Consider the following 20,230-nt stretch of genomic DNA (forward strand, 5'->3'; position numbering starts at 1 on the left):
CGGCGGCGACGTGCGACCGTTCGGCGCGGCGACGGAGGCGTCGTACTTCGCGCCCGCCCCGACGGTCGTGTTCGGTCCCGGCGACCTCGCGGACGAGTCCGGGGCGGTCGCGCACGCGGAGCGGGAGTACGTCCGGGTGCGGGAGGTAGAGGCGGCCGCGGCGACGGTCGCGGACGCGGTGGCTGCGCTGCTCGGCGAGCAGTAGGGCTGTCGGCGAGCAGTAGGGCTGTCGGCAAACAGTAGGACACGCCGCGGACGCACGACCGATTACAGCAGGAACTGCTCCTTGTCCTCGGCGAGGTCGACGAAGTCATCGGCGGCCTCGATCAGCTCGTCGGCGGCGGAGTTACCGAACCCCATCGCCTCGACGCGGACGCCCTCGTGGCGGAGGTGCGAACAGAGCCGGGCGAAGTCGCCGTCCCCGGTACAGAGGACGACGGTGTCGACGTGGCTCGCTAAGGAGACGGCGTCGAGGCTCATCCCGAGGTCCCAGTCGGCCTTCTTCGAGCCGTCGGCGAACGTCTTGATCTCTTTGATCTTCGTCTCGAAGCCGATGTCGCGCAGCGCCTCGAAGAAGCTCTCCTCCTCGGGGGAGTCGGCGCGGATCACGTACGCGATGGCGCGGACGAGCGACCGGTCGGCGACGGCCGATTCGAGCAGGCCGGAGTAGTCGATATTCCGCGAGTAGACGCTCTGTGCGGAGTGGTACAGGTTCTGTGAGTCCGCCAGCACGGCGACGCGCTGGTCCGGGTGAATCTCGCTCATAGGTCCCCCTTCACTCCCCGCGGTTAGGGGCTTTGGGATCGCTGCGACCGCGCCCTCCGCCTCGTCGTCTCCCGAACCGACCACCATGGTTTATGTCGGGCGCTGGCGACCGTGGCCCATGGACGAAAAGCGGTTCGTCGTCGCCCTCTTCGGCCTCGCGGTCGCGCTCGTCGCCGGCTACGTGGCCTACCGGTTCGTCGCCCCGCTCACCGTCGCCGTCTTCCTCTACTACTCGACACGGCGCTTTTACCACCGGCTCGAACGCTTCCGGCTGCCGGCCCGGGTGCGTGCGGCGGTGTCGCTGTCGGTCATCGGCGTCCCGCTCATCGGACTGGTGAGCTACACGCTGGTGTTGCTCATCCTGGAGGCCAGACGGTTTATCGAGGACTACCCGGTGGCCGACACCATCGGCGCGGAGAACTCGGTGATCGGGGACCTCGCCGAGCTGTCGAATCCGACGATGGACGAGCTGATCGCGGCGTACCAGTCCGGGCAGTTCGACCCGCTCATCGACCTCGTCTCCGAGCAGGCGTCGCTGCTAGCGAGCACGCTGTCCGGGCTCGCCCTGAACCTCCTCATCACCGTCATCGTCACGTACTACCTGCTCATCGACGGCTCCCGGTTCCACGACTGGCTGCTCAGGTTCGACGACAACGCGATCGTCCGCGAGTACCTCGAAACCGCCGACAAAGAGCTTGAAGCGGTGCTGTACGGGAACCTGCTCAACGTCATCGCCATCTCGATCATCGCGGTCGTCACCTACCTCGGATACAACGCGGTCGCGCCCGCCGCGATCGAGATCCCGTACCCGACGCTGGCCGGTGCGATCACGGGCGTCGCCAGCCTCATCCCCGTGATCGGGATGAAGATCGTCTACATCCCGCTGGCGGCGGCGATGTCGATCCCGGTCGTGATCGACGGCGAGGTGGCGCTGCTCGCGTACGTCGCCGGCTTCCTCGCGGTCGCTATCGTGGTCGTCGACACCATCCCCGACATCGTCCTCCGGCCGTACTTCAGCGGCGAGACGACCCACGTCGGCCTGCTCATGCTCGCGTACATCTTCGGGCCGGTCGTGTTCGGCTTCCACGGCCTGTTCCTCGCGCCGATCATCCTCGTGTTGGCGCTGACGTTCGCGGACACCGCGCTGTTGCGCCTGCTCGGCGTCGAGCCGGACCCCGGCCCAGAGATCCCCGAGGGGCAGCGGCGACTCGAAGAGTTCTGAGGGGATCCGGGATCCACGCTGGACACTCCCGAAGCCAAAGTCGTTCGGTACTACGAAGCCGACGCTGTGACCGAGACCGCCGAAGCCCCAGCCGCTCGGCTGTACGTGACTGTCTCTGTCGGAAACAACTCCGTGACCGAGACCGCCGAAGCCCCAGCCGCTCGGCTGTACGTGACTGTCTCTGTCGGAAACAACTCCGTGACCGAGACCGCCGAAGCCCCAGCCGCGAGGCGGGCGCACGCTCGCCGCGCTCCTCGCTCGTTCGCTTCGCTCACTCGCTGCGGTGCTCGCGTCGCCTGCGCCCGCCTCGCGGCTGCCCCTTCGAGTCCCGCCCCGCACCGCACAGCCCCGCACCTCACGCCTCCCCAGCCTCGTCGCTGGCGGCCGTCGCTCCGCTCCGGCCGCCAGCGACTCCCTCGCGCGGCGCTGCTTCGCGGTCGCCGGTGGCGACCGCTCGCAGGCGCGCGCCACCGCGGTCCGTCGTGAGTTCTCGCCATCTCTCCCGACCCCCGCTCGCGGACCGAGCCGAAGTCATATATCCCCGGTCGCCGACCGGCGACGTATGCGACTACACGTCATCGGTCTCGGCGGGGCCGGGGGACGGATCGCCGACCGGCTCGCCGCCGACCACGACGGCGACCCGTTCCTCGCGGGCGTCAACGCGTTCGACACCGACATGGACGCGCTCGGGGCGCTCGACGCGCTCGGCGAGGAGCGCCGGTACCGGTTCGGCGACGCGGCGGGCGGGGACGGACTCGGCGGCGACCTCCACGCGGGACGCCGCCTCGGCGACGCGCACGCGAGTGAACTCGGCCGGGCGATGGACGACCAACGGCCGTCGCGCGCGGAGGCGTTCCTGATCGTCGCCGGACTCGGCGGCGCGGCCGGCGCTGGCGCTGCGCCCGCGCTCGCCGAGGAGCTCTCGCGGCTCTACGACGCCCCCGTCTACGCGTTCGGACTCCTGCCGACTCCGGGCGAGACCGAGGAGCCGGACGGCGACGACGACCCGGCGAGCGCAGCGGCCGGGAGCGACGCGGCCGGGAGCGGGACGGACCCGGCGACGCCGCACCGCCCGCTCGCCGAGCGCAACGCCGCGCGGACCCTCGACGCGCTCTCGGACCGTTGTGCGGCGGTGTTCCCGTTCGACAACGCGGCGTGGCTCCGTCCCGCCGAGACGCTCGGCGGGGCCCGCGACCGGCTCAACGCGGTCGCCGTCGAGCGGATCGCGGCGCTGTTCGGAGCCGGCGAGACACCGGAGGGAATGGAGACCCCCCAGCAGGTGCTCGATGCGAGCGACATCGCCCGGGCGGTGGGAGGTGACGGCGAGATCACGGCGATCGGCCACGCGACCCAGCGGGTGGAGTCGCCCGAGGGCGGGTCCCGGTTCGGTCTCGGGCTGTTCGGCTCCTCGGAGCCGGCCGAGGTCGACACGAGCGAGGCGGTGTCCGCCATCGAGACGGTCATCCGCAAGGCGGCCCGCGGCAAGAACACGATCGATGTCCCCGAGGGGCGGGCCGACCGGGCGCTGCTCGTGGTGGGCGGCCCGCCCCCGTGGCTCAACCGGGAGGCGATCGCCGACGGACGGCGCTGGCTCGCCGAGGAGACCGGTTCGGACGCGATACTGAGCGGTGACGCGCCGATCCCCGACGGGGACGCCGTCTCGGCGGTCGTGGTCCGGTCGGGCGTCGACGAGCCGGATCGGATCCACGAGATCCGCGAGACGATCCGGTGACGGAGTCCCGCGCGAACGTCGGGGACGGACGGCTTCGTCGGCCGTCTCCGCCGACCCGAACCGATTAACCCCGTGGCGCGCCCAGTGAGCCCGTGACGACGCAGGCAGACCTCGGGATCGATATCGACGTCCGCGACGCCGCGGCGGTGGCGGAGCGCCGTGACGAGCTCGTCGCCGCCGTGCGCGACCACGCGGGACGGATCGCCTACCAGCTCGCCACGCTTCAGGGGGGCGACTACGGCCGCGAGACCCTCTCGACGCCCGGCGGCGAGTGGACGGTAAAACACGAGGCGGGCGAGTTGGAGTTCCTCCTGTTCTCGCCGAACTCCGGCTCTGACACGTACGTCATCTCGACGAAGCAGCCGCCGGAGCCGGCGGCGCTTTCGACCGCCCTCAACGACTACGCCGCCTTCGTGGCGGCGTGGAACGACCACGTCGCGTCGCTTTCGGGTGTCCTCGACGGCGTGAGCGCCGAGTTCCCCGAGCCGGCGACCACCGACGGCGTCGTGGCCGAGCGCGACCGCGTCCTCGACGAGATCCGCGACACCTGCGCGGTCATCGCCGGGGAGGTGTACCGGTACGAGAGCGACGACTACGGGACGTTCACGACTCGCGTTGCGGGTGACCGCTGGGAGCTGAAGTACGACGAGGGAGCGGTCTCGTACCTCCGTATCGGCGGGTCGGGCGGGCTGTACCTCCTGTCGCAGTACGAGTCCCCCTCCGCGGCCGACGTTCGGGAGTACGCAGACCGGTTCCGCGGGTTCGTCGAGGCGTACAACGAGTTCGTCGACGACCTCGAAGCCGACCTCCGGAAGATATCCGTCTGACCCGCTCACCTCGCGGTCGTGGCACTTGACTGCGCCGAGGCGGTGTCATCCGACTGTGATCCGTATATATGCGTATCCGCTGCTCATTTTGGCAATACTTATTCATTTCTGTCCAGTACTGAGTCCCACATGTCGATCACTCTGCCGGGACCGACGCTCGGGGTCGTCGGAGGCGGCCAGCTCGGCCGGATGCTGGCCGAGGCCGCCTCACCGCTCGGCGTCGACCTCGTGGTGTTGGACCCGACGCCCGACTGTCCGGCGGCGACCGTCGCGGCCGACCAGATCGTCGCCGACTTCGACGACGCGGACGCGATCGATGAGCTTGCGAGCCGCGTCGACGCCCTCACGTTCGAGATCGAACTCGCGGACCCGGACGTCCTCGCCGCCGCGAGCGAGGAACACGGCGTGCCGGTCCATCCTGACCCCGGCACTCTGGAGACGATTCAGGACAAGCTGGTTCAAAAGGAGGCGCTCGCGGACGCCGGAATCCCCGTCCCCGAGTTCGTCGCGGTCGCGACCGCCGAGGGGCTCGAACGCGTCGTCGAGGAGTTCGGCGGCGTCATGCTGAAGGCCCGCGAGGGCGGCTACGACGGCCGCGGGAACGTCCCCGTCGAGAGCCCCGCGGACGCGGCCGACGCGCTCGACGAGGTCGGCGGTGCCGCGATGGCCGAGGAGTTCCTCGACTTCGAGCGCGAGATAGCCGTGATGGGACTGAAAGGGCCCGACAGTGAGACCCGGACCTATCCGGTCACGGAGACGGTTCACCGCGAGGAGATCCTCCGCGAGAGCGTCACTCCCGCCCGCACCGACGACGAGGTCGTCGCCGAGGCGCAGTCGGTCGCCCGCGACGTGCTCGACGTGCTCGACGGCCGCGGCGTCTTCGGGATCGAGCTGTTCGAGAGCCGCGAGGGCGACGTGCTGGTCAACGAGATCGCGCCGCGCCCCCACAACTCCGGCCACTGGACGATCGAGGGCGCGCGCACCTCGCAGTTCGAGAACCACGTCCGTGCGGTCCTCGGCTGGCCGCTCGGTCCGACCGACCTCGTCGCGCCCGCGGTGACCGCCAATATTCTCGGCGACATCGACGAGACCCAGCCCGCGACGCTCCGAAACGTCGAGACGGTCCTCGCCGCGCCCGACGCCGACCTCCACTGGTACGGGAAAGACGACGTCTACCCGCTCCGGAAGATGGGCCACCTCACGGTGACGGACGCCGAGTCGGACCCGGACGCCGTCTCGGTCGACGAGCGCGACGCGCTGCTCGACCGGACGCGGGAGCTACGGGACGGGCTGACGCTCCGCGACTGAGCCGTCCCGACAGGGTCGACCGACGCAGCCTCGCCGCATCCAGCACGACCAAATACGACACACGCCAACTCGCACACATGACCACCGTCGACGACCTCATCGACCGGATCGAATCGGAGGCACAGTTGGACGCCGACCCGGCGACGACCCCCGACGTGGGGATCATCATGGGGTCGGATTCCGATCTCCCCGTCATGGCCGACGCCTACGACGCGCTCGACGACCTCGGCTTCGCCGAGCAGACCGACTTCGACGACGCTCCGGACGCGCGGTTCACCTACGAGAGCTACGTCGTCTCGGCACACCGGACGCCCGAGCTGATGTACGCGTACGGCGAGACGGCGACGGATCGCGGCCTCGACGTGATAATCGCCGGTGCGGGCGGGAAGTCGGCCGACCTGCCGAACATGACCGCGTCGATCGCGTACCCCGTCCCCGTGATCGGAGTCCCCGTCCAGGAGAAGTCGGTGGACTCCGTCATCGGGATGCCGACGGGCGCGCCGATCGTCGCCGTTGACGCCGGAAAGTCGTACAACGCCGCCCTCTCGGCCGCGCAGGTGCTCGCACGCGAACATGACGTTGTCGCCGAGCGGCTGGTCGAGCTCCACGACGAGCAGAAGGCGGGCGTCGCTGACGTCTCGGCCGCCCTCCACGACTTGGGCGTCGACGGGTTCCGCGACCGGTAGCGGAACGTGTTCGGTCCCGGGGTTCGTCCGCGGCCGCCGCCGTACTTCCGGTTTCGGCCGTGAACTGCCGATACCGGCCCGCAAACCCCCGGACGCACAAGACTCAACGCTTATGAGGGGGCGGTCCAAACCCCAGCACGTTACGGAGACCTATATGAGCGATTGGATAGCGATTGGCGCCTTGGCGGTCGTCGGCCTGCTCATCCCGATAGCGATGATGACAGTGTCGGCGTTGCTCCGTCCGAGCGTGCCTGAGACCGGTAAAAGTACCACCTACGAGTCCGGCGAGACCCCGACTGGCGGGACGCGGATCCGGTTCAACATCCAGTACTACATGGTCGCGCTGTTGTTCGTCGTGTTCGACATCGAGACCGTGTTGCTGTTCCCGTGGGCGGTCATCTACCGCCCGGCCGTTCAGGCCGGCGTTCCGATGGCCGACCTGCTGTGGCCGATGTTGGCGTTTGTCGGAGTCCTCGCGGTCGGACTCGTCTGGGCGTGGCGGTCGGGAGCGATCAGCTGGGCCCGCAGCCCCCGCGCGACCAGCAGAAAGACGACGGAGGAACCCAACTAATGAGCAGTGATCAACCGTTTATCACCGACGAATCGCAGGTCGTAACCGAGACCCGAGACGCCCGGATGACCGGACAGGGAGATCGGTTCAACTCCCGGCTCCGGGAGGCGTTCGGCTCCTCGCCCTTTATCCTCACCAAGTTCGACAAGTTCCTGAACTGGTGTCGGGGCTCCTCGATGTTCATGCTGCAGTTCGGCATCGCCTGCTGTAGCATCGAGATGATGCACACCTACGCGGTGAAACACGACCTCGACCGCTTCGGGTCGGGCGTCCCCCGCGCCTCGCCGCGACAGGCCGACGTGATGATCGTCCCCGGGACGATCGTCTCGAAGTTCGCCCCGCGGATGAAGCGTGTCTACGACCAGATGCCCGAGCCGAAGTTCGTCGTCGGCATGGGCTCGTGTACCATCTCCGGCGGCCCGTTTCAGGAGGGGTACAACGTGATCAAGGGGGCCGAGGAGGTCATCCCGATCGACATCCACGTCCCCGGCTGCCCGCCCCGTCCCGAGGCGCTCGTCTACGGCGTCGTGAAGCTACAGGAGCGCGTCGCCAACGGCGAGGCCGCGCCCGTCACCGTCAAGCCGTACGAGCTAGAACAGTTCTCCGACCTCGAACGGGACGAACTCGTCGACAAGCTGACCGACCAGATCGACGACGACGAACTCGTCATGCGGTACAACTTCGCTGATTCGCCATGAGCCTCGAACGACCGGACACCACCGACGACGCGGCGATCGAGCGCACGCCAGACGAGCTGGAGGCGCTGCTCGGCGACCTTGTCGTCGCCCGCGACGACCATCTGAACGCGCCCGGGTTCGTCATCCGCCCGGACACCGTTCAGGAAACGCTCCGAACCCTGAAACAGCAGGCGGGGTACGACCACCTCTCGGTCGTCTCCGCACAGGAGTACGAGAACCGCTACGAGTCGATCTACCACCTGAAGAAGTACGACGACCCCACACAGGAGGTCAGCGTCGTCGTCCCCGCGGACAAAGACAACCCCGTCTCTGAGACGGCCGAACCCGTCTTCCGCACCGCCGACTGGCACGAGCGGGAGGCGTACGACTTGATCGGCGTCGAGTACGAGGAACACCCCGACCTCCGTCGGATCCTGCTCCCCGAGACGTGGCAGGGCCACCCCCTGTCGATGGACTACGACAAGGATCGCCCCCAGATCGCGACGCTGCCGGAGCACGCGAACCCGCTTGAGGACCATCACAAAGACGAGGAGTCCGACACGATGTTCCTCAACATCGGGCCGCACCACCCGGCGACCCACGGCGTCTTACACCTGAAGACGGTCCTCGACGGCGAGCAGGTCGTCGACGTCGAGCCCGATATCGGCTACCTCCACCGCAGCGAAGAACAGATGGCGCAGTCGGGCACCTACCGCCACCAGATCATGCCGTACCCCGACCGCTGGGACTACATCTCGGCGGGGCTGCTCAACGAGTGGGCGTACGCCCGCGCGGCCGAGGACCTCGCGGACATCGAGGTCCCGGAGTACGCGCAGGTCATCCGAACGATGGGCGCGGAGATGTGCCGGATCGCGGCGCACATGCTCGCGCTGGCGACGTTCGCGCTCGACATCAACGGCGACTTCACGGCGACGTTCATGTACGCCATCAACGACCGCGAGCGCGTCCAGAACCTTCTGGAGGATCTGACGGGCCAGCGGCTGATGTTCAACTACTTCCGGCTCGGCGGCGTCGTCTGGGACCTGCCGGAGGACCGCGAGGCGTTCTTCTCGGACACCCGCGACTTCCTCGACCAGCTGCCGGAGTCCGTCGAGGAGTACCACAACCTCATCACCTCGAACGAGATCTTCCAGATGCGGACGATCGACACCGGGGTCCTCCCGCCGGAGGTCGCGAAGAACTACGGCGCGACCGGTCCCGTCGCCCGCGGCTCGGGCGTCGACTACGACCTGCGTCGCGACGACCCGTACGGGTACTACGACGAGCTCGACTGGGACGTCGTCACCGAGGACGGCTGCGACAACTTCAGCCGCCTGCTCGTCCGGATGCGCGAGGTCGAGGAGTCCGCGAAGATCATCGAGCAGTGCGTCGACCTGCTCGAAGACTGGCCCGAAGACGAGCGGAATATCCAGGCGAACGTGCCGCGCACGCTGCGCCCGGACGACGACACCGAGATATACCGCGCTGTCGAGGGCGCGAAGGGCGAACTCGGTATCTACATCCGCTCGGACGGGACGGACAAGCCGGCCCGGTTCAAGATCCGGTCGCCGTGCTTCTCGAACCTCCAGACGCTGCCGGAGATGGCGAACGGGGAGTACATCCCCGACGTCATCGCCGCGCTCGGTAGCCTCGACGTCGTTCTCGGGGAGGTGGACCGCTGATGGGCACGGCCCCCGCACAGCTGTTCCCCGAGTTCATCGTCGACACGCTCGGGCTCGACAGCGTGATCGGCGAGGTCGCGGCGTCGCTCGTCGCCGCGTTCGTCGTCGGCAACATCATCCTCGCGTTCACGGGCGTCGCGGGCCCGTGGGCGAAACGGAAGATCACGGCCGCGTTCACCGACCGGATCGCGGTCGACCGGATCGGGCCCTACGGCCTGCTCATCATCCCGGCCGCCGCGGTCCAGCTGCTCGCGAAGGAGCTCATCATCCCCGAGGGCGTCGACCGGCCCTCGTGGGACATCGCGCCGATCCTGCTGCCGGCGTCGGCGCTGCTCGGCTTCTCCGTCATCCCGATGGGACGGATCGGCCCGATAAACCTCCACCTCGCGGACCCGGAGGTCGGGTTCGCGCTGGTGTTCGCGTTCGCGTCGATCGCCTCCGTCTCGCTGGTGATGGCCGGCTACGCGTCGAACAACAAGTACTCGCTGCTCGGCGGCCTCCGCGCCGTCGCGCAGAACCTCGCGTACGAGATCCCGCTCATCGTCACGGCGATGTCGGCGGTGATCTTCGCCGGCACGCTCCAGATGAGCGGCATCGTCGGCGCGCAGACGGAGACGCTCGTGACCATCGGCGGCATCACCATTCCGTCGTGGTACGCGTTCGTGAATCCGTTCGCGTTCGTGCTGTTCCTCACGGCGAACCTCGCCGAGATCGGACGGAACCCGTTCGACATCCCCGAAGCGCCGACGGAGATCGTCGGCGGGTACCAGACGGAGTACTCCTCGGCGTACTTCGTCCTCTTCTACCTCGGGGAGTTCGTCCACATCTTCCTCGGCGGTGCGATCCTCGCCGTGACGTTCCTCGGCGGCGCTTCCGGGCCCGGCCCGGAGAGCATCGGCTTCATTTGGTTCGTGGTGAAGATCTGGGGCTTCTTCCTGTTCACGCAGTGGGCCCGCGCGGCGATACCCCGCGTCCGGATCGATCAGCTGATCGAGATCGGCTGGAAGGGTATGCTTGTGCTGTCGTTCGCGAACCTGGTTCTCACGGCCGTAATCGTGGGGGTGATCGCCTGATATGATCGGACTCATGAAATCCATGGCGACGACGATGAAACACGCGCTGGACGGGAAGACGTTCACGGTGGAATACCCGGAGGACGCGCCCGAAGTGAGCCCGCGGTTCCGCGGGGTCCACAAGTTCAGCCAAGAGCGATGTATCTGGTGTCGGCAGTGCGAGAACGTCTGCCCGAACGACACCATCCAGATCGTTCAGGACGACCAGCGTAACGGCGAGCAGTACAACCTCCACATCGGGCAGTGCATCTACTGCCGGCTCTGCGAGGAGGTCTGTCCCGTCGACGCCATCCTGTTGACGCAGAACTTCGAGTTCACCGCGGACACGAAAGACGACTTCGTGTTCAACAAAGAACAGCTCAAGAACGTCCCGTGGTACAAGGGTATCGACCCGCTGGAGTCCCGCAATCCCGATCGCGGCGCGTGGATCGGGGAGGGCGACGGCGAGGTCGACTACCAGTAGCGTCTCGAAATCTTCAAAGGGGTTCTCATAGGAGACACACACAATGGTTGAAGTCACCATCGCGTTCGGGCTGTTCGCCGCGGTTACGCTGGCGTTCGCCCTTGGGGTCGTCCTAGCGCGCGACGTGTTCCACGCCGCGCTGCTTCTGGGCGGAGCCCTCACGAGCGTCGCGGTGCATTACGTGATGCTGCGGGCGGAGTTTATCGCCGCCATGCAGATCCTCGTCTACGTTGGCGGGGTCCTCATCTTGGTCACGTTCGCCGTGATGCTCACGCGATCGGATTCCGAAACGGAGGTGAGTCGCGCGTGAGCAACGACGAGAGCCGCGGGTCGAAGATTGCGCCCGCAATCGCTGTCGGCGCGCTGTTCGCCGTGCTGGCCGCGACGGTCAACGCGGCGGCGTTCGACGCCGAGTTCGCCGGCTTCCCGGCCGACGCCTCGGTCGTCCACAACATCGGCTACTCCCTGTTCAATCTCGGCGGGTACGATATTGCGACGATCGGAGCCGAGGGGTTCCTCGCGGCGTTCCTAATCGCCGCGGTCGCGCTCGACGTCGCGGTCGACGGGGCCGTCTACCTCGCGAAACGCGAGGAGGACGGCTCCATCGTCTCCGCGGTCGGGCAGGCGCTTACCGACGGCGGCCGCGACGGAGGTGAGCGGCGGTGACCGCCATCGCCGCCTCGATCCCGCCGTCGTGGTACCTGCTGTTGGCGTCGGCCGTGTTCTGTATCGGACTGTTCGGCGTGCTGACGCGACGGAGCGCCCTGTACTTCCTCATGAGCGTCGAACTCATGATGAACGCGGCCAACATCAACTTCGTCGCGTTCGCGCTGTACTACGGCGACCTCACGGGGCAGGTGTTCGCGCTGTTCGTCATCGCGCTCGCCGCCGCCGAGGTTGCCATCGGTATCGGCATCATACTCGTGTTATACCGTAACTTCGGCACGACAGACGTGACCGTTCCCGCGGAGATGAGGTGGTAAAATGGTGGACGCATTCGCATACGTTCCGGCGATTGTACTCCTCCCGTTCTTCTCGTTCCTGATCGCGCTCGGCGCGGGCAGGTATCTCCCGAAGGGCGGAGCCTTCGGCGGCATCGCGGCCACGGCGGGGTCGTTCCTGCTTTCGATCTGGGTCGCGGCGACCGTCGCCGGCGGCCGCGCCTACAACGAGACGCTGTACCACTGGGCGGGCGAGGGCGGCGCGGGGATCGGTCCGACGAACGTCGAACTCACGTTCGGCGTCCTGATCGACCCCCTGTCGGCGCTGATGCTCGTCATCGTGACGCTCGTCGCGCTCTTAGTCCACGTGTTCTCGCTCGGCTACATGAACGACGAGGGCGAGACGGGGCTGCCCCGGTACTACGCCGGACTCGGCCTGTTCACGGCGTCGATGCTCGGATTCGTCGTCGCCGACAACCTGCTGATGGCGTTCATGTTCTTCGAGCTGGTCGGGCTCTGCTCGTACCTGCTCATCGGCTTCAACTTCCGGGAGCCGGGACCGCCGTCGGCCGCGAAGAAGGCGTTCCTCGTCACCCGGTTCGGTGACTACTTCTTCCTCGTCGGCGTCGTCGCGGTGTTCGCGACCTTCGGTACCGCCTCGTTCGCGGGCGAGGGGTCGTTCCCGGCGCTCGCCGACGCGGCGCTCAACGGCTCCGGCTCGGTCGCGTGGACGCCCGGCGGCCTCGAACTCCAGACGTGGCTGACGGTCGTCGGCCTGCTCGTCTTGGGCGGCGTGGTCGGGAAGTCGGCGCAGTTCCCGCTCCACACGTGGCTCCCCGACGCGATGGAGGGCCCGACGCCTGTCTCCGCGCTGATCCACGCCGCGACGATGGTGGCGGCCGGCGTCTACCTCGTCGCGCGGATGTACGGCTTCTACGCGCTCACGCCGACGACGCTCGCGGTTATCGCGTTCATCGGCGGTTTCACCGCCCTGTTCGCGGCGACGATGGGGCTGGTGAAGGACGAACTGAAGCAGGTGCTCGCGTACTCCACCATCTCGCAGTACGGGTACATGATGCTCGCGCTCGGCTCGGGCGGGTACGTGGCCGCGGTCTTCCACCTGACGACCCACGCCTTCTTCAAGGCCCTACTGTTCCTCGGTGCCGGGTCGGTCATCATCGCGATGCACCACAACGAGGACATGTGGGACATGGGCGGGCTGCGCTCGAAGATGCCGGTGACGTACTACACGTTCCTCGCCGGCTCGCTCGCGCTCGCGGGTATCTTCCCGTTCGCCGGCTTCTGGTCGAAAGACGAGATTCTCTACGAGGCGCTCGTCCACGCTCCCGGTGAACCCCTGCTGTTCGGCGCGTACCTGATGGGGCTGCTCGCGGTGCCCGTGACCGCCTTCTACACCTTCCGGATGGTGTTCCTGACGTTCCACGGTGAACCCCGGAGCGACACCGCCCGTGACCCCGAACCCGTTCGCTGGAACGTAAAGGGGCCGCTGACGGTTCTCGGGTCGCTCGCGGTGGTCACCGGCTTCATCAACATGGTACCGGTCCAGAAGGTGCTCGGAATCGAGGGGATCGACCTGCTCCACCTGTGGCTCGACAACCACTGGGGCGGCATCGAGGGGCTCTCCTCGCACCACTACGGCGACCTCGGTCCCTACAGCAGTCAGTACCTCGTCGGCGGTGAGGTCGGGACCGTCCTCGCCGGCGCGGCCGTCTCCCTCGGACTCGCGCTGCTCGGACTCGCACTCGCCTGGCGGCTCTACAACGTGGCGTCGCCGACGGAACACACCGCCAAGCTCGGCGGCATCAAAGACGTGCTGTACAACAACTACTACCTCGACGAACTACAGGTCTGGCTCGCGTATCGAACGGAAGATGTCGCGGGCGGCGCGAACGTCTTCGATCAGGGAATCATCGACGGCGTCGTTAACGGCGTCTCCTCGGTGAGCCTGATCGGCGGCGGTCGGATCCGGAAGCTACAGTCCGGCATCGTCTCGCAGTACGCCGCGCTGCTCACCTTCGGACTCGTCGCGCTGCTGCTCGTGCTCGGCGCGACCGGGGGGTGGTTCCTGTGATGCTCGAAGCGCTCATGGCGGTCGCCTTCGCCGGCGCGCTGACGGTGTTCCTCGCGCCGGACGAGTGGGCCGGTCGGCTGGCGTTCGCGATCAGCCTGATCCCGTTCGTCGGGAGCCTCTACCTGTGGTCCGGCTTCGAGGCCGGCGGCAACGCGCTGCTCGGCGGCGAGATCGCGTACGCAACCCAAATCGAGTGGCTCGAAGTCGGCGGCCGGAGCGTCTCGTGGTTCGTCGGACTCGACGGGATCAGCCTCCCGCTTTTCGTCCTCACCACGTTCCTCGTGCCGCTGGCGATCCTCAGCGCGTGGACGCCCGTCGACACTCGACAGAGCCAGTTCTACGGGCTGATGCTGTTCATGGAGGCGAACCTGCTCGGCGTGTTCGCCGCGCTCGACTTCTTCCTGTGGTTCGTCTTCTGGGAGGCGGTGCTGGTCCCGATGTACTTCCTCATCGGGATCTGGGGCGGTCCGCGCCGCAAGTACGCCGCGATCAAGTTCTTCGTGTACACGAACGCGGCGTCGCTACTGATGTTCATCGGCTTCATGAGCCTCGTGTTCGCGCTCGGCGACTCGGTGTCGTCGTTCGCCCTGCCGGAGATCGCACAGGCGGTCGCCGCGGGTAACTTGGGCGAGTGGCTGGGCGTCGCACCGGACACGGTCGCGCTGTTCGCGTTCGTCGCGATGTTCCTCGGGTTCGCGGTGAAGGTCCCGATCGTTCCGTTCCACACGTGGCTCCCGGACGCCCACGTTCAGGCACCGACCCCGGCGTCGGTGTTGCTGGCGGGCGTCCTCCTGAAGATGGGGACGTACGCGCTGCTCCGGTTCAACTTCACGATGCTGCCGGAACAGGCGTCGATGCTCGCGGTGCCCATCGCGGCTATCGCGGTCGTCAGCGTCATCTACGGCGCGATGCTGGCGCTGGCACAGAAGGATCTCAAGCGGATCGTCGCGTACTCGTCGGTCTCGTCGATGGGGTACGTCATCCTCGGGCTCATTGCGTTCACCGAGTACGGCGTCGGCGGCGCGACGTTCCAGATGGTCGCGCACGGGCTCATCTCTGGGCTGATGTTCATGGCGGTCGGCGTCATCTACAACACGACGCACACTCGGATGGTCGGCGACATGGCCGGCATGGCCGACCGGATGCCGGTCACCGTCGGTATCCTTGTCGCCGGCGCGTTCGGCTACATGGGGCTGCCGCTGATGGCCGGCTTCGCCGGCGAGTTCTTCATCTTCGTCGGCTCGCTGTCCGCGCCGGCGCTCCCGTACGCGCCGGTGTTCACGGCGCTCGCGATGTTCGGTATCGTCATCGTCGCCGGCTACCTGCTGTCGGCGATGCAGAGTACGCTGTTCGGGCCCTTCGAGCTCGAAACCGACTACGAGGTCGGTCCCGCGGCGTTCCACGACGTCGCCCCGCTCGCGGTGCTTCTGGTGGCGATCATCGTGCTCGGCGTCGCGCCCGACATCTTCTTCGAGATGATACGTGACGCTGCCGTTCCCGTGGTCGAGGGGGTGACGATCAATGGTTGAGACGCTTCCGCAGGTGACGGCGCTGCTGCCGGCGCTGGTGCTGGCGGCCACCGGTCTCGTGTTGCTTCTGGTCGACACGATTAGCCCCGACGCGCGGTCGAACACCTCGATGGCGGTCGTGAGCGCGCTCGGCGCGCTCGCTTCGCTGTCCGTGACCGTCTGGTTCGTCGCCTCCGGCACCGGAAGCGTCGACACCGGCGGCGCGATCACGCTGTTCGCGGACGCGATCAAGGTCGACACGATGGCGTTGTTCTTCACCGCCATCTTCGCGTCGGTGACCGCGCTGGTGGTCGTCGCGGCGCACGATTACTTCCACGACCACGATAACCCGGCGGCGTTCTACTCGCTGACGCTGTTCGCGGCGACGGGGATGGCGCTGCTCGCGGTCGCGAACTCGCTCGCGGTCGTGTTCGTCGCCTTGGAGATGGTGTCGCTGCCGTCGTACGTCTTGGTGGCGTACCTCAAGCAGGACCGCGGGAGCGTCGAGGCGGGGCTGAAGTACTTCCTCGTCGGCGCGCTGTCGTCGGCGATCTTCCTGTTCGGCATCTCGCTCGTCTACGCGGCCACCGGGTCGCTCATCTTGGCGGACATCGCGTCGGCGTCCATCGAGGGGCTCGCCGGCGTCCTCGGCGTCGGCGTCGTGATGATGATCGGCGGCGTCGCGTTCAAGACCGCCTCCGTCCCGTTCCACTTCTGGGCCCCGGAGGCGTACGAAGGCGCGCCCGCCCCCGTCAGTGCGTTCCTCTCGTCGGCGTCGAAGGCCGCCGGGTTCGTCGTCGCGTTCCGCGTGTTCACCGAGGCGTTCCCGCTAGGGATGGCGGTCTCGGCGAACGTCAACTGGATGCTCGCGTTCGCAATCTTAGCCGCCGTCACGATGACGCTCGGGAACTTCGCGGCCGCGGTCCAAGAGGAGGTCAAGCGGATGCTGGCGTACTCCTCGATCGGTCACGCCGGCTACGCGCTCATCGGCGTCGCCGCGCTCACACTTGACGGGCCGGCGAACGGCACCGTCATGGGTGCGGCGATGGCTCACCTGCTCGTCTACGGGTTCATGAACACCGGCGCGTTCCTGTTCGTCGCGATGGCGGAGCGGTGGGGCGTCGGCCGCACGTTCGCGGACTACGCGGGCCTGTGGCGGCGCGCGCCGGTCGCCTCCGTCGCGATGGCCGTGTTCATGTTCTCGCTGGCCGGCCTGCCGCCGTTCGCCGGCTTCTTCTCGAAGTACTTCCTGTTCCAGGCAGCCATCGATAACGGCTTCCTGTGGCTGGCGGCGCTCGGCGCGGTCAACAGCGTCGTGTCGCTGTACTACTACAGCCGGGTCGTGAAGGCGCTGTTCTTGGACGACCCCGAGTCGCCGAGCGCGCTCGACGCGGTCGACGTGCGGCCGACGGCGCTGTACGCCGCGGTCGTCTTCGCGGCGGTCGCGACGGTGCTACTCTTGCCCGGTTTCGGTCCCGTCATCGAGACGGCCGAGGCGGCGGCGTCCGCGCTGTTCTGATCGCGCCCCTTCCGGGTGACTTCCGTTTTCCGTCGGTTCCGTACTCGCTAAACCGGCATCGCGTCCACCGGTTCGGACTGACGGGTTTCGTGCCGGCGACCACAGATACTCGTCCGTCCGACACCTTGATCCGAGCGTGTCCCGGACCACGACCTACCGGTGTCTGAACTGTCTCGATCACGCCGTCACGCGGTCGTTCGACACGTCGCACCTGTCGCGCACCTGCCCGAACTGTGACTCGTTCGAGCGGTTCGTCAATCAGGCCGTGATCGACCGGTTTGAGGCGCTGGAGGCGTCTCCGCCGGCCGAGTTCGACTGGAATCGGCTGGAGCGACGGGAGAAACTGCTCGTGGCGGAACGACTCGCGCGGACGGACGCGACGCTCGCGGACGTGACCGTGACGGAGACCGAGAGACCCGCCGGCTCGGACGGTGAGACGGGTAACGGGGAGTCCGCGGAGGCTGGAGCGGACGGGTCGACGGAGGCGAGAGAAAGAGTGGGCGACTCGACGGAGCCTGAGCCGTAGCTACCGCGCGTACAGCTTGCCGCCGACGAGGGCCGCGAGTCCGACGCCGTCGCCCGGCGTGACCGCCACGTAGGGACGGTCAACCGGTCCGAACACGTCGACGACGCGCCCGACCGTCGAGAGCGACTCGTCGACGACGCTCGCGCCGATCCGCGGCGGCTCGGTTCCGGGGTCACCGCGGGCGATCGCCAACCCGCCGGCGGTGCGGACGACGGTGCCGACGCGCCGCACGGTTACTCCCGCAGGACGCCGAGGTACGCGGCGATCGCCTGAACGAGGTCGTTTTTCGCGGTGTCCTCGGTCCCTCTGACCGCCACGGACCCGCGGGGCTCGAACTCGCGGGGATAGGTGGCGTCGCGCTCGACGACGGCGTCGTAGCCGACCTGCTGGACGGCCTTCGCGATCTCGTCGACGGTCGGCGCTTCGACCGCCAGATCTCTCGGGACGCGGCGTCCCTCCGAGCGCGACAGCTCGGCGTCGAAGTAGGCGGGGTAGACGACGTTCTCGACCATACCGGATACCCTCGCGCGCGGCGTAAGGTCGTTTCGGACCGCCGCGGGCCGGACGTCGGTCAGGCGGTGCGGAACTCGAACCGGGCCCCGCCTCCCTCGGCGGCGCGGGCCTCGACCGCCCAGCCGTGCGCCTCGGCGATGCGCTTGCTGATGGCGAGCCCGAGTCCGGTGCCCGACTCGTCGGTCGTGAACCCGCTCTCGAACACCCGATCGATGTCGTCCTCCGGGAGGCCGGTTCCGTCGTCCTCGACGTAGAACCCGTCGACCGCGGTGCCGTCGTCGCCGCGGAGCGTCGCCCCCATTCGGACGGAGAGCGGGTCGTCCGCGGAGTCGCGGCCGTGTTCGACGCTGTCGTCGGGCTCCGCCCGACTGCCCGTGGAACCGTGTTCCACGCTGTTTCGGAAGACGTTCTCGAACAGCTCGCGCAGCCGCGTCCGACTCGCCTCGAGGGTCACGTCCGACTCGACGGTCAGGGTCGCACCGTCGGTGTCGACGCTCTCCCACGCCTCGCGCGCGACGTCGGACAGCGAGACCGACTCCGTCTCCCCCACCGCTCGGCCCTGTCTGGCAAGCGACAGGAGGTCAGCGACGAGTTCGTCCATCCGGGTGATGGCGGCGGCGGCCCTGTCGAGGTGGTCCAGATCGCCGGTCTCCCGCGCGAGGTCGACGTACCCCTCGGCGACCGACAGCGGGTTTCGGAGATCGTGAGACACGATGGACGCGAACTCGTCGAGTCGTTCGTTCTGTCGCCTCAGCATTTCCTCGCGCTCTCGCCGTTCGGTGACGTCGGTGTAGATGGCGTAGCCGGCCGCGTTCGCCGCATCGAGATGGATCGGGATGACGTGGAGGATGAAGTGGCGCGGCCCGTCCGCGGTCACCCGCGTCACCTCGCGGCGGACGTTCTGGCCGCGCTGGAGGCGGTCGTTGAGGTCGTCGGCCTCCGATTCGGCGTCGGGCGGGACGATGAACTCGTCGATGGACTCGCCGAGAACGGCATCCGCCTCGTACCCGAACGTCGTCTCGAACGCGTCGTTCACCTGCCGGACGACCGGCTCGCCGTCGGCGTAATCGTAGGCGATCGCGGGGTCCGGGACGTTCGTGAACAGCGCGAGGAGCCTGTCGCGTTCGGCGCGGAGCGTCTCGGTGACGGCGATCCGGTCGAGCGTCTCCTCCAAGTGGGAGCCGAGCAGCTCCGCTAGCCTGCGGTCCGCGTCGTCGAACTCGTCGGTCCCGCCGGCGGCGTCGGCCGCGAGCTGGAAGACCACGTCGTCGCCGACCGGAACGGTGAGCGGCGCGTCGAACCGGCTGTCCGGGTTCGGATTCGGCGCGATCGACGTGTCGCCGGTCCGAACCGCCCGCCCCGCCACCCCGGTGCCGACGCGGACCCGGTTACAGTCTTCGACCGGCGTCCCGCTGGACGCCACCACCGGTTCGACCCACTCCCCGTCGCGGACGGCGACCACGCTCTGATACGTCGGGAACACCTGTTCCGCGACCGCGATAGCGGCCCGATACGCCTCGTCGACGGACCTGACCGCGGCGAGCTCCGCCATGCCGGCGTTGAGCCGTTCGACCCGCGACGGCGTCCGCGTCGGTTCCGATCGAACGATGGCCCGGCGGTCGCGCGCGAGCAGCCACGAGACGGTCTCCGCGAGCGCCTCGGACGCCCCGACGACCGCGTCCACGACCGGATCGGTCGCGATCTCGCCGGTCGGATCGTCGACGTACGCCACCACGGCCTCGTCGCGGTCGGCCGACCGGACGCGGTCCAGCGCCGCCTCGTCGGCGACAACGACCACGTCGGCGGTCCGCTCCACGTCGAGGGCGTCGGGGCTGACGGCGCGCGTCTCGACGGCGACACTCCGGTCGCCGTCGGAGCCGTTCCACTCGGACTCGAACCGCGCCTCGATGTCACCGGTGTGTTCGGGGTCGTCGCCGAGCACGAGGACCAGCGTGCGCTCGCCCACCGCGGAAGTCACGATGATATGTGGTAGCTCTCCCCGAGAGTATAAGTCTTCTTACCGGTCGTGCGGTCTCAACGTCTCGACCGGTTTGCGCCGTCAAAATCCCGCCGCGGTCGTCGTCGGGTACCCCCGCACGACCGCCGACGAGCGACCCCGGAACCC

The 20,230-nt window shown here is 68.0% G+C and carries 21 protein-coding genes and 1 pseudogene; 18 read left to right on the forward strand and 4 right to left on the reverse strand.

Going from position 1 to position 20,230, the window contains the following annotated elements; genetic code table 11:
* Positions 1-205, forward strand: a pseudogene (locus tag QOL69_RS13005) (succinyl-diaminopimelate desuccinylase); the annotation flags it as partial.
* 62 nt (positions 206-267) lie between these two features.
* On the opposite strand, the gene QOL69_RS13010 reads toward QOL69_RS13005, so the two are convergent.
* Complete coding sequence (locus QOL69_RS13010; protein ID WP_283403509.1) at positions 268-765, reverse strand: LabA-like NYN domain-containing protein; 498 nt, start codon at positions 763-765, stop codon at positions 268-270.
* A 118-nt stretch (positions 766-883) separates the two neighbouring features.
* Between QOL69_RS13010 and QOL69_RS13015 the strand changes: the two genes are divergently transcribed.
* The 17 genes from QOL69_RS13015 (at position 884) to QOL69_RS13095 (ending at position 17,592) form a co-directional block, all read left to right on the forward strand.
* Positions 884-1,987 carry an AI-2E family transporter gene (locus QOL69_RS13015; protein WP_048077449.1) on the forward strand — a complete coding sequence of 368 codons (1,104 nt, stop codon included), beginning with the start codon at positions 884-886 and terminating at the stop codon, positions 1,985-1,987.
* Positions 1,988-2,549: 562 nt separating this feature from the next.
* Positions 2,550-3,719: an FtsZ/tubulin family protein gene (locus QOL69_RS13020; protein WP_283403510.1), complete on the forward strand. Its 1,170-nt coding sequence runs from the start codon at positions 2,550-2,552 to the stop codon at positions 3,717-3,719.
* Between the two features lie 92 nt (positions 3,720-3,811).
* Entirely contained in the window at positions 3,812-4,546 is a 735-nt protein-coding gene (locus QOL69_RS13025; protein ID WP_283403511.1) for a profilin-fold protein, read from the forward strand.
* A 129-nt stretch (positions 4,547-4,675) separates the two neighbouring features.
* Positions 4,676-5,854 (forward strand): 5-(carboxyamino)imidazole ribonucleotide synthase, encoded by a 1,179-nt coding sequence (locus tag QOL69_RS13030; RefSeq protein WP_283403512.1) that lies wholly within the window; start codon positions 4,676-4,678, stop codon positions 5,852-5,854.
* 77 nt (positions 5,855-5,931) lie between these two features.
* Entirely contained in the window at positions 5,932-6,540 is a 609-nt protein-coding gene (purE, locus tag QOL69_RS13035) for a 5-(carboxyamino)imidazole ribonucleotide mutase (RefSeq protein ID WP_048077447.1), read from the forward strand.
* 154 nt (positions 6,541-6,694) lie between these two features.
* Positions 6,695-7,111: an NADH-quinone oxidoreductase subunit A gene (locus QOL69_RS13040; protein WP_048077446.1), complete on the forward strand. Its 417-nt coding sequence runs from the start codon at positions 6,695-6,697 to the stop codon at positions 7,109-7,111.
* Entirely contained in the window at positions 7,111-7,809 is a 699-nt protein-coding gene (locus QOL69_RS13045) for an NADH-quinone oxidoreductase subunit B (RefSeq protein WP_048077445.1), read from the forward strand. Before QOL69_RS13040 ends, QOL69_RS13045 begins: the two co-directional genes overlap by 1 nt.
* Entirely contained in the window at positions 7,806-9,470 is a 1,665-nt protein-coding gene (locus QOL69_RS13050; protein WP_283403513.1) for an NADH-quinone oxidoreductase subunit D, read from the forward strand. The genes QOL69_RS13045 and QOL69_RS13050 overlap by 4 nt, the downstream gene beginning before the upstream one ends.
* Entirely contained in the window at positions 9,470-10,543 is a 1,074-nt protein-coding gene (locus QOL69_RS13055; RefSeq protein ID WP_048077443.1) for a complex I subunit 1/NuoH family protein, read from the forward strand. The genes QOL69_RS13050 and QOL69_RS13055 overlap by 1 nt, the downstream gene beginning before the upstream one ends.
* Position 10,544: 1 nt before the next feature.
* Positions 10,545-11,006, forward strand: coding sequence for a NuoI/complex I 23 kDa subunit family protein (locus QOL69_RS13060; RefSeq protein ID WP_006629674.1), 462 nt, complete (start codon positions 10,545-10,547; stop codon positions 11,004-11,006).
* A 43-nt stretch (positions 11,007-11,049) separates the two neighbouring features.
* On the forward strand, positions 11,050-11,316 hold the full coding sequence (locus QOL69_RS13065) for an NADH-quinone oxidoreductase subunit J (RefSeq protein ID WP_006629673.1): 267 nt from the start codon (positions 11,050-11,052) through the stop codon (positions 11,314-11,316).
* On the forward strand, positions 11,313-11,672 hold the full coding sequence (locus QOL69_RS13070; protein WP_048077442.1) for a hypothetical protein: 360 nt from the start codon (positions 11,313-11,315) through the stop codon (positions 11,670-11,672). The genes QOL69_RS13065 and QOL69_RS13070 overlap by 4 nt, the downstream gene beginning before the upstream one ends.
* Positions 11,669-11,989 carry an NADH-quinone oxidoreductase subunit NuoK gene (gene nuoK / locus QOL69_RS13075; protein ID WP_048077441.1) on the forward strand — a complete coding sequence of 107 codons (321 nt, stop codon included), beginning with the start codon at positions 11,669-11,671 and terminating at the stop codon, positions 11,987-11,989. Before QOL69_RS13070 ends, nuoK begins: the two co-directional genes overlap by 4 nt.
* Before the next feature lies 1 nt (position 11,990).
* On the forward strand, positions 11,991-14,039 hold the full coding sequence (nuoL, locus tag QOL69_RS13080) for an NADH-quinone oxidoreductase subunit L (RefSeq protein WP_283403514.1): 2,049 nt from the start codon (positions 11,991-11,993) through the stop codon (positions 14,037-14,039).
* Positions 14,039-15,568, forward strand: coding sequence for a complex I subunit 4 family protein (locus QOL69_RS13085; RefSeq protein WP_283403515.1), 1,530 nt, complete (start codon positions 14,039-14,041; stop codon positions 15,566-15,568). The genes nuoL and QOL69_RS13085 overlap by 1 nt, the downstream gene beginning before the upstream one ends.
* Positions 15,561-17,066, forward strand: a complete 1,506-nt coding sequence (locus QOL69_RS13090; RefSeq protein ID WP_048077438.1) for an NADH-quinone oxidoreductase subunit N — start codon at positions 15,561-15,563, stop codon at positions 17,064-17,066. The genes QOL69_RS13085 and QOL69_RS13090 overlap by 8 nt, the downstream gene beginning before the upstream one ends.
* A 136-nt stretch (positions 17,067-17,202) precedes the next feature.
* A complete protein-coding gene (locus QOL69_RS13095) occupies positions 17,203-17,592 on the forward strand; it encodes a hypothetical protein (RefSeq protein ID WP_283403516.1) in 390 nt (129 codons plus the stop codon).
* Here QOL69_RS13095 and QOL69_RS13100 read toward each other — a convergent pair whose 3' ends face one another.
* From QOL69_RS13100 to QOL69_RS13110, 3 genes are read right to left on the reverse strand one after another with little or no spacing between them, the layout of a single operon-like run.
* Positions 17,593-17,823, reverse strand: a complete 231-nt coding sequence (locus tag QOL69_RS13100; protein WP_283403517.1) for an H/ACA ribonucleoprotein complex subunit GAR1 — start codon at positions 17,821-17,823, stop codon at positions 17,593-17,595.
* 2 nt (positions 17,824-17,825) lie between these two features.
* The gene (srp19, locus tag QOL69_RS13105; RefSeq protein ID WP_283403518.1) at positions 17,826-18,104 is read right to left on the reverse strand and encodes a signal recognition particle subunit SRP19; all 279 of its coding nucleotides are present in this window, start codon (positions 18,102-18,104) and stop codon (positions 17,826-17,828) included.
* Positions 18,105-18,163: 59 nt separating this feature from the next.
* Positions 18,164-20,083: an ATP-binding protein gene (locus QOL69_RS13110; protein ID WP_283403519.1), complete on the reverse strand. Its 1,920-nt coding sequence runs from the start codon at positions 20,081-20,083 to the stop codon at positions 18,164-18,166.
* Positions 20,084-20,230: the final 147 nt, after the last annotated feature.

It is taken from the genome of Halorubrum sp. DM2, from assembly GCF_901686465.1.
GTDB lineage: Archaea > Halobacteriota > Halobacteria > Halobacteriales > Haloferacaceae > Halorubrum.

Excerpts from the sequence above, each read along its gene's own strand:
- QOL69_RS13050 (WP_283403513.1), top strand. The coding sequence starts at position 7,806 with ATGAGCCTCGAACGACCGGACACCACCGACGACGCGGCGATCGAGCGC.
- QOL69_RS13060 (WP_006629674.1), top strand. The coding sequence starts at position 10,545 with ATGATCGGACTCATGAAATCCATGGCGACGACGATGAAACACGCGCTG.
- QOL69_RS13020 (WP_283403510.1), top strand. The coding sequence starts at position 2,550 with ATGCGACTACACGTCATCGGTCTCGGCGGGGCCGGGGGACGGATCGCC.
- QOL69_RS13065 (WP_006629673.1), top strand. The coding sequence starts at position 11,050 with ATGGTTGAAGTCACCATCGCGTTCGGGCTGTTCGCCGCGGTTACGCTG.
- QOL69_RS13045 (WP_048077445.1), top strand. The coding sequence starts at position 7,111 with ATGAGCAGTGATCAACCGTTTATCACCGACGAATCGCAGGTCGTAACC.
- QOL69_RS13030 (WP_283403512.1), top strand. The coding sequence starts at position 4,676 with ATGTCGATCACTCTGCCGGGACCGACGCTCGGGGTCGTCGGAGGCGGC.
- QOL69_RS13085 (WP_283403515.1), top strand. The coding sequence starts at position 14,039 with ATGCTCGAAGCGCTCATGGCGGTCGCCTTCGCCGGCGCGCTGACGGTG.
- QOL69_RS13040 (WP_048077446.1), top strand. The coding sequence starts at position 6,695 with ATGAGCGATTGGATAGCGATTGGCGCCTTGGCGGTCGTCGGCCTGCTC.
- purE (WP_048077447.1), top strand. The coding sequence starts at position 5,932 with ATGACCACCGTCGACGACCTCATCGACCGGATCGAATCGGAGGCACAG.
- nuoL (WP_283403514.1), top strand. The coding sequence starts at position 11,991 with ATGGTGGACGCATTCGCATACGTTCCGGCGATTGTACTCCTCCCGTTC.
- QOL69_RS13055 (WP_048077443.1), top strand. The coding sequence starts at position 9,470 with ATGGGCACGGCCCCCGCACAGCTGTTCCCCGAGTTCATCGTCGACACG.
- QOL69_RS13090 (WP_048077438.1), top strand. The coding sequence starts at position 15,561 with ATGGTTGAGACGCTTCCGCAGGTGACGGCGCTGCTGCCGGCGCTGGTG.
- QOL69_RS13015 (WP_048077449.1), top strand. The coding sequence starts at position 884 with ATGGACGAAAAGCGGTTCGTCGTCGCCCTCTTCGGCCTCGCGGTCGCG.
- srp19 (WP_283403518.1), bottom strand. The coding sequence starts at position 18,104 with ATGGTCGAGAACGTCGTCTACCCCGCCTACTTCGACGCCGAGCTGTCG.
- QOL69_RS13010 (WP_283403509.1), bottom strand. The coding sequence starts at position 765 with ATGAGCGAGATTCACCCGGACCAGCGCGTCGCCGTGCTGGCGGACTCA.